Source organism: Pseudoalteromonas sp. SG41-1, from assembly GCF_014164575.1.
GTDB classification, from domain to species: domain Bacteria; phylum Pseudomonadota; class Gammaproteobacteria; order Enterobacterales; family Alteromonadaceae; genus Pseudoalteromonas; species Pseudoalteromonas rhizosphaerae.
The window spans coordinates 139303-145804 of sequence record NZ_JACJFL010000006.1 but is presented as its reverse complement, the minus strand read 5'-3'; the positions used below and the strand labels follow the sequence as shown (position 1 = coordinate 145804).

Below are 6502 nucleotides of genomic sequence, written 5' to 3'. Positions count from 1 at the left end.
CCACAGAGTTCAGCAAGAAGTAAATAAAAGTCCAAAAATTTTTACTCTGTGCAGCGCGAAGCGCCTCGGTGTTCTCAGTGGTGAATAAAAAGATAAGTTGTTCCTGTAAGCTCGCAGATAAATAGTTCATTTAATCTTACATTTAATTGTAACTTGATAAGCAAAGGGGCAAAACAACTTGCCCCCTGATGACTAAAATTATACGTCAACACCACCTAGCACCTTGTCTAGTTGCATTTCTGTCAAAACACGATCTTGGATAGGTTGTTTAGCTGCGTTTATTTCATCTACACCCCAAACTAAACCAACTGCTGTGCGTGTTGGGCGTTTACCTTTAGGCATGTCTGCTAGCGCTAAATAGGCATCTACCACCATTTGTGGATTAGGCGCTTGATCGCTCTGCATAAATTTACCGAATTCCTCGAACATAGCGGCAGGAATGTTTGCCAATTCGCCGTAGCTGTCCAGTATGTCTGTGCGTGATGGTTGTTGTCCTGATGCACTTAGACCTGTAGGGAATGGCCCTGGTTGTACGATGGCGACATCGATGCCGAATGGTGCTACTTCGTAGCGTAAACCTTGGAGGTAGCCTTCTAAAGCATGTTTTGTCGCTGCGTAAGTAGAGAAATACGGCGCTGAAATTTGGCCAACCATTGATGAGGTATTGATGATCAGGCCAGACTTAGCTTCACGCATCGCAGGCAAAACTGCCAGAATGGTTCGCATAGCGCCATAGTAGTTGGTTTCCATCTGCTCGCGAGCTTGATCAATGCTAAATGCTTCTGTAATGCCAAGATACATTACGCCAGCATTGTTTAGTAACACATCAATTTTTCCCGCTTTATCTAGCACACTCGCAATGGCGGTTTTGACAGAATCGTCGTTAGTAACATCCATATCAACAACCTGAATAGAATCGCTATACGCTTCTAATTCGGCTTTAACTGCAGCGTTTTTGCCTTCAGGGCCGCGCATAGTAGCGAACACTAGATAGCCTTTATCAGCAAAATCTTTTACTGACTTTTGACCAAATCCACTGCTGCTACCTGTGATAACGATGCTTTTTTGTGTTTCGTTCATTATTCTTTCCTATTTGCTTTGCCTAATTAAATACCAGCCGGTACAATAAACCGTAAAGAACAGCCTGTCAAATTAAAATACCGAGTGGTACAAAATGATTTCAAATACAGTTAAGCCCGTTAGAGGGCGTCCAAAGACCTTAGATCGCGATCATGTTTTAGATGTGGCAATGGATTCTTACTGGAAAGACAATATAGGTAATTTATCCCTTAATGAAATTTGCAGAAGATCGGGTGTATCTAAACCTGGTCTTTACCGTGAATTTTCTAATGAAGATGGCTTGATGAAAGCTGTCCTGATTAGGTATCAGGAGCAAGTGTTAGAGCCTGTGCAGCAGATGCTAAATAGTGACGTTCCATTTAAAGAGGCCCTTGATAACCTTATATCGTTTGCCACTTCAGTTAATTGTCATGATGAATCTCCAAATGGCTGTCTTTTTATAAAAATGCGCGAATCACGAGTACATTTGGGAAAAGAAACACAAGCGCAAATAGATTTTCTTGAAAAGCAGGGATTAGTTTTTTTCAAGAAATGGGTAGAGCGTTCAAAGACTAAGGGAGAGTTTTCTGTGGACATGTCATCGGAATTTGTTGCTACTTATATTGACGCGCAGCTAAGCAATGCATCGACACAGCTAGCTCGAGGTGTGGCCCCTGAAACGGTGAAAAAGATATTATTAGTCGCTTTTTCTGTGCTGGAATGACTACGTCAGCTAGTTCAGTTTTAAGACATTTTTTCAACAAAGGTTGAAAAGAAAACTTTATGACTCAAATCAGCACAATAATTCGCATCAGTATGTGTATTTATTTTGGTTAGTGTCGAATTTGATATTCAGAGCAAAGCTCGGTTGAACTCATAGTGCTCTAACTAAGTTCGGCTGTGAGCAATACCCGGCTATTGATAATAGCTAATTAAGTAGTAAAACGTTGTTTGCTCACATATTCAAGGATATGAGCGACGCGCGTATATTGTTCAATTTAGCTCTACTTGAAGATATTAGAAAACTTTGTGATAGTAATATCTTAGGCAATTTGTTAAAACTGTGTAAAGTATACATGTGAGTGTGGTCGGAGCCGAAAGAGCCGCCCTTCGCGCACTATAAAAATGTTAAGGGGGCTTTAGCTCCAAATCGAAGTGGTATCAACTAAAGAGGAAGTGATGATGGAACGTTATAAAAACTTGGGTGGTAACTCGAATGTGGTTGCATACGAAATTGGAGCAGGCGAAATCACCGTTCAGTTCGGAGATGGATCAGTCTATCTATACACGAATCAAAGTGCAGGTGCAGCCAGCATCAACGAAATGCATAGGCTAGCAAGAGCTGGGCAAGGCTTAAATAGCTATATAGGTAGAGTAGTCAAAAAGGGGTATGCTAGGAAAATCCGGTAAGTAGCCCTTAACAACAAAGGGGTCAACAACAAAGGGGTCAAATCTTGTCTTCAGACATCAAAACAACCAGTAAATATCTGTAAAGCTAAAGTTTAGCTTTTTAAATAATCTGGATGTGATTTGTCCAATAACATTGTTACGTCGTTTTACGGAACTTACGAGCCATAATGCCCGTTAGTTTAATTAACTGTTTACAAAAGTAGTTATTGCTGGAATTATCACGATTTAAAATAATTAGTGTGTTGCCAATTACCCGAATAGGAAGGTTGAGCCGCTAGACTATCTAAGGAATGGTGTTAAATTTAATTATGATATTACCTCGAAATCGAGATTATTTTCAGATATTTTTAGCCTCTCTATCACCAATGATTTTCGTGGTACTTTTACTTGCAGAGCTTGGGTTGGAATGGGTGTATTCATTATCAATTATTACTCTTTGCTACTTAGCTTCATTCACCTTTTGGTTTAAGAATGGAACAAAGCCGGCAGCATGGATTAGCAAAGGGAAACTACATATTCGAGATGGTGTGTTCGGTACTGATGTTATTTATAAAGACCGACTAGAATCCATGCGTTATGAAATTGGCCATAAGCGTGCTGTCGCAGGTAGTAATGCAGAGGAAGCTGAGATGCACATATTGGTTATTAAAATGAAAGGTTTTGATGAATGGACTTTACCTATTAAAGATTTAATAGAACATGGGCCAAATTTAAGGCTTTATAAGTTTATCAGAGATAATTTTTATAATTTGAAACTGGTGAAAAAGTAGTTATAACAAGCTTTTAAACACAACACAGAATAAATATAACGCTTATTAATTAATGCAGTTTTTTAGTTCAGGTTTACAGAGGATTTTTCGTTGGGTTTCGCTGCACTCTACCCAACCTACGCAGTCAAGTTTAACTCCGGACATACAACTTAAAGCCTACCGACCCTTGCAAGTTTATACATTTTTTACAAAGCAAAGCGCGAGATAAACTCGCGCTTTCTGTAAACGCCCTAGTACCTAATTACCTAGAGCCTAGCACCTAATTACTTATTAAATCGCTGGGTAACCAATGCGATCAGACAAGTAACCAACACTGGTGGCAAAGTAATATGAGCGATTCCAATGCATTAACGCTTTGTAATTATCATAAGCTAAATACATACGGCCATTCATATCATCAGGCATAACCAATGCCGCCGTTACATCTACGGCTGGTAAATCAGTACCATCCATTTTACGTACACCTAAAGCTTGCCAATCAGCTAGTGAACGCTCTGAATCAGCCCAAAACTCTAACCATTGAGTACGTGTTTTAGTGCCACGTTGCAATACATAGCTAGGTTCGAAGCTCTGTGGTAACTTAATTTGACGACCCCAAGTAAGATCACTATTCCAGCCAGCTTGCTTTAAATAGTTAGCTATTGATGCAAAGGCATCAACTTGGGTGGTCCAAATATCTTTTCGACCATCTTTATCATAATCTACGGCGTAGGCATTAAATGAGGTTGGCATAAATTGCGTTTGCCCCATTGCACCTGCCCATGAACCTTTGAATTTATCTAAAGTAATGTGCCCTTCCTTTAGAATGTCAAGCGCGGCCCATAATTGGTTTTTATACATAGTTTCGCGACGGCCATCAAAAGCCAGCGTGACTACCGATGAAATAACGTTGTGACCGCCTTGGATTTTACCAAAATTACTTTCAAGGCCCCATAACGCAACAATAAAGCGTGCTTGCACGCCGTACTCGGCTGCAATTTGTTCTAAAATATCTTTATTTTCAGCGTATAGTTTACGTGCGCGGTCAATTTTCCATTGTGGCACACGCTTTGGTAAGTAAGTCTCTAAGGTTTCTTTAACTTCAGGCTGATTTTTATCAGCAGAAATTACCTTTTCTTTAAAGTGTGCTGTAGCGAAAGCATCTTCAATTAATTGACTATCGTAGCCTTTTTGTGCTGCTTCTTGTTTTAAACCTGCAACATATTCATCAAATTGTGCTTGGGTCTTGGCCAGTGCCGATGTACTGATACAAGCACTACATAAAATTGCAGCCAATTTAGTTATTATATGTTTAGTCACTATCAACTCCATTTTGTTTTCTATGCTCAGCTAGTAAGTTAGCTTCAGGTGGCGGTAACTGGAGATAAAACCCGACATCAGTTAATGATTTCTCAACCAAACTTAAATCAGCCCCGCCTAAATGCGTTCGTTTTGCTAAATTAATTAACATTACGTAATGAGGTTGACCGAACATAGCCATCAAAGGTTCCGGTACCTTGCTAAAATCATCTCTTTTTTCTACAAAAAGGAAGGTATCCGCTTTTTTCTTACTTTTATATACCGCAGTCAGCATTATGACCCTATAAAATCTTGCTTAACAGTGCTGCACACTATAACATGAGAGTCATAATAAGTTAGAAAAATTAGATTAGAAATTTCACCTTATCCATATAAACACAGGCCTTATTCAGCCTGCGTTTATCTAAAATTGATTTCTGATCACACTATTCAATTGAGCGTGTATGTCGGACCAAACTTTTGAGCTAAAAGGGAATCTTTTTACGTTATCAGTTTTACATCTTTATAGTACTGATATAAACCTGTTAGCTGAGCAACTGTATATAAAAATTGCCCAAGCCCCTCGTTTTTTTGAGGGTGCTCCTATTGTTGTTAATTTAATTGAGATAAAAAATAATCTTGTTGATTTTGTTCATCTAAAGTCTTTATTAGAACGAATGAACTTTAATGCTGTTGGAGTCTGTAATGGCTCTGATGAGCAACATACGCAAGCCAAAGCCGCTGGGCTCTCAGTTTTAAATTATTCACAAGACGTTAAGAGTGAACCTGTTACAAAGCAGAGTAATACTTCAATTGTTGAGAAAACAGTTTACTTACCTGCCCAAGTCATCAATGGCACAGTGCGCTCTGGTCAACAAGTGTATGCTAAAGACCGTGACTTAATCGTCATTGGTGCGGTAAGCCATGGTGCAGAAGTGATTGCTGATGGCAATGTACATATTTATGGCACATTACGTGGTCGTGCAATAGCAGGCGCACAAGGTTACAACGAAGCACGTATTTTTTGCCAAAAATTAGAAGCAGAACTTGTTTCTATCAATGGCAACTACTGGATCAGCGATTCTCTGCAAGGTGAGTTCTGGGGCAACGCTGCACAAATCCAACAAAAAAATGAATCATTAGAAATTTCAGCTTTGGTTAAAGGATAAATCTTATGGCAAAAGTCATTGTCGTTACGTCAGGTAAAGGTGGTGTAGGTAAAACTACATCAAGTGCTGCAATTGGCACAGGTTTAGCACTTAAGGGCTATAAAACAGTCATTATAGATTTTGATATCGGTTTACGTAACCTTGATTTGATCATGGGCTGTGAACGTCGCGTTGTCTATGATTTTGTTAACGTTATAAACGGTGAAGCAAATTTAAATCAAGCACTTATCAAAGATAAACGGGTAGATAAATTATTTTTATTACCTGCTTCACAAACTCGCGATAAAGATGCTTTAACTCGCGAAGGTGTTGAACGCGTATTAAACGAGCTGAAAAAAGACTTTGATTATATCGTCTGTGATTCGCCAGCAGGAATTGAAGCCGGCGCTATGATGGCAATGTACTTTGCTGATGAAGCAATTGTAACAACGAACCCTGAAGTTTCATCAGTTCGCGATTCAGACCGTATTTTAGGTATTTTGCATAGCAAATCTAAACGTGCTGAAGAAGGGCTTGAAAACATAAAAGAACATTTATTACTGACTCGCTATAACCCAGAGCGAGTAGCTAAAGGTGAAATGCTGTCAGTTGAAGATGTGCAAGATATTCTTTCTATCGAATTGTTAGGTGTAATACCTGAATCACAAGCGGTATTAAGTGCATCAAACTCAGGCCAGCCAGTTATATTAGATACAGAGTCTGATGCTGGACAAGCTTATGCCGATGCAATTAATCGCTTATTAGGTGAAACAGTCGAATTTCGCTTCTTAGATGTAGAAAAGAAAGGTTTGTTCAAACGGATATTTGGAGGTTAAC

8 protein-coding genes are annotated in these 6502 nt (G+C 39.2%); 5 read left to right on the top strand and 3 right to left on the bottom strand.

Annotated features, from left to right (window positions below; genetic code table 11):
* Window positions 1-198 precede the first annotated feature (198 nt).
* Window positions 199-1080, bottom strand: coding sequence for an SDR family oxidoreductase (locus H5203_RS06595; protein ID WP_182740933.1), 882 nt, complete (start codon window positions 1078-1080; stop codon window positions 199-201).
* Between the two features lie 94 nt (window positions 1081-1174).
* Between H5203_RS06595 and H5203_RS06590 the strand changes: the two genes are divergently transcribed.
* The 3 genes from H5203_RS06590 to H5203_RS06580 all read left to right on the top strand — a co-directional run bounded on the left by H5203_RS06590 (window position 1175) and on the right by H5203_RS06580 (window position 3239).
* Window positions 1175-1783: a TetR/AcrR family transcriptional regulator gene (locus tag H5203_RS06590; RefSeq protein ID WP_145235634.1), complete on the top strand. Its 609-nt coding sequence runs from the start codon at window positions 1175-1177 to the stop codon at window positions 1781-1783.
* 455 nt (window positions 1784-2238) lie between these two features.
* Entirely contained in the window at window positions 2239-2469 is a 231-nt protein-coding gene (locus H5203_RS06585; RefSeq protein ID WP_220495289.1) for a hypothetical protein, read from the top strand.
* A 308-nt stretch (window positions 2470-2777) separates the two neighbouring features.
* Entirely contained in the window at window positions 2778-3239 is a 462-nt protein-coding gene (locus H5203_RS06580; RefSeq protein ID WP_257326615.1) for a hypothetical protein, read from the top strand.
* A 270-nt stretch (window positions 3240-3509) separates the two neighbouring features.
* On the opposite strand, the gene H5203_RS06575 is transcribed toward H5203_RS06580, so the two are convergent.
* Together H5203_RS06575 and H5203_RS06570 are read right to left on the bottom strand one after the other, a co-directional pair.
* A complete protein-coding gene (locus H5203_RS06575; protein WP_182797812.1) occupies window positions 3510-4526 on the bottom strand; it encodes a lytic transglycosylase domain-containing protein in 1017 nt (338 codons plus the stop codon).
* A 4-nt stretch (window positions 4527-4530) separates the two neighbouring features.
* Window positions 4531-4812, bottom strand: a complete 282-nt coding sequence (locus tag H5203_RS06570) for a YcgL domain-containing protein (protein ID WP_145235637.1) — start codon at window positions 4810-4812, stop codon at window positions 4531-4533.
* A 169-nt stretch (window positions 4813-4981) separates the two neighbouring features.
* On the opposite strand from H5203_RS06570, the gene minC reads away from it, so the two are divergent.
* Both minC and minD read left to right on the top strand, forming a co-directional pair.
* Window positions 4982-5686: a septum site-determining protein MinC gene (gene minC, locus H5203_RS06565; RefSeq protein WP_145235640.1), complete on the top strand. Its 705-nt coding sequence runs from the start codon at window positions 4982-4984 to the stop codon at window positions 5684-5686.
* 5 nt (window positions 5687-5691) lie between these two features.
* Window positions 5692-6501: a septum site-determining protein MinD gene (gene minD / locus H5203_RS06560; RefSeq protein WP_145235643.1), complete on the top strand. Its 810-nt coding sequence runs from the start codon at window positions 5692-5694 to the stop codon at window positions 6499-6501.
* Window position 6502: the final 1 nt, after the last annotated feature.

What these genes read in the sequence shown, in the direction of transcription:
- H5203_RS06590 (WP_145235634.1), top strand. Translation starts at nt 1,175, where the DNA reads ATGATTTCAAATACAGTTAAGCCCGTTAGAGGGCGTCCAAAGACCTTA.
- H5203_RS06580 (WP_257326615.1), top strand. Translation starts at nt 2,778, where the DNA reads ATGATATTACCTCGAAATCGAGATTATTTTCAGATATTTTTAGCCTCT.
- H5203_RS06585 (WP_220495289.1), top strand. Translation starts at nt 2,239, where the DNA reads ATGATGGAACGTTATAAAAACTTGGGTGGTAACTCGAATGTGGTTGCA.
- minD (WP_145235643.1), top strand. Translation starts at nt 5,692, where the DNA reads ATGGCAAAAGTCATTGTCGTTACGTCAGGTAAAGGTGGTGTAGGTAAA.
- minC (WP_145235640.1), top strand. Translation starts at nt 4,982, where the DNA reads ATGTCGGACCAAACTTTTGAGCTAAAAGGGAATCTTTTTACGTTATCA.
- H5203_RS06570 (WP_145235637.1), bottom strand. Translation starts at nt 4,812, where the DNA reads ATGCTGACTGCGGTATATAAAAGTAAGAAAAAAGCGGATACCTTCCTT.
- H5203_RS06595 (WP_182740933.1), bottom strand. Translation starts at nt 1,080, where the DNA reads ATGAACGAAACACAAAAAAGCATCGTTATCACAGGTAGCAGCAGTGGA.